At 54.5% G+C, this 508-nt stretch carries 1 protein-coding gene and 1 rRNA gene; both read left to right on the forward strand.

The genetic code is table 11. The annotated features are described in order from the left end of the window. Window positions 1-216 (forward strand): hypothetical protein (locus EII26_RS13520; RefSeq protein ID WP_233572765.1); only part of this gene is annotated, 216 nt, incomplete at its 5' end. A gap of 19 nt (window positions 217-235) precedes the next feature. Next, a 23S ribosomal RNA gene (locus EII26_RS12920) occupies window positions 236-508 on the forward strand; the annotation flags it as partial.

Here is a 508-nt window from a genome sequence, read left to right on the forward strand (position 1 = left end):
CCGTACCGGAAGGTGCGGCTGGATCACCTCCTTTCTAAGGAGACGGAGTCCGTTGGAATTTTCGATTCCGAATGGACGAAAGTCTTGCTGTTTTATCGGCGTAAAGCCGAGAAAGTCGCAAACGCGAACTGTCGCACGGGTTTTTTGCCCGGGCCGAAGCTCGAATCCCTTTATGGCTTGTCTGTATTTTCCCTGTGTAACTTGACAACCGAATAGAAGGCAAAGCTGTATTGGAGAGAAAAGTACTAAGGGCACACGGAGGATGCCATGGCATCCGACAGCGAAGAAGGACGTGGCAAGCGACGAAATGCCCCGGGGAGGTGCAAGCGACCCTAGATCCGGGGATGTCCGAATGGGGCAACCCCTCCGGCTTAGGCCGGAGACCCGCGTATGCGGGGGCGAAGTCGGCGAAGTGAAACATCTCAGTAGCCGGACATAGAAGAAATCGAAGAGATACCCTGAGTAGTGGTGAGCGAAAGGGGAGTAGCCTAAACCGATTGCGTGCAAG

Origin of the sequence: Fretibacterium sp. OH1220_COT-178, assembly GCF_003860125.1 — a bacterium.
Classification (GTDB): domain Bacteria; phylum Synergistota; class Synergistia; order Synergistales; family Aminobacteriaceae; genus CAJPSE01.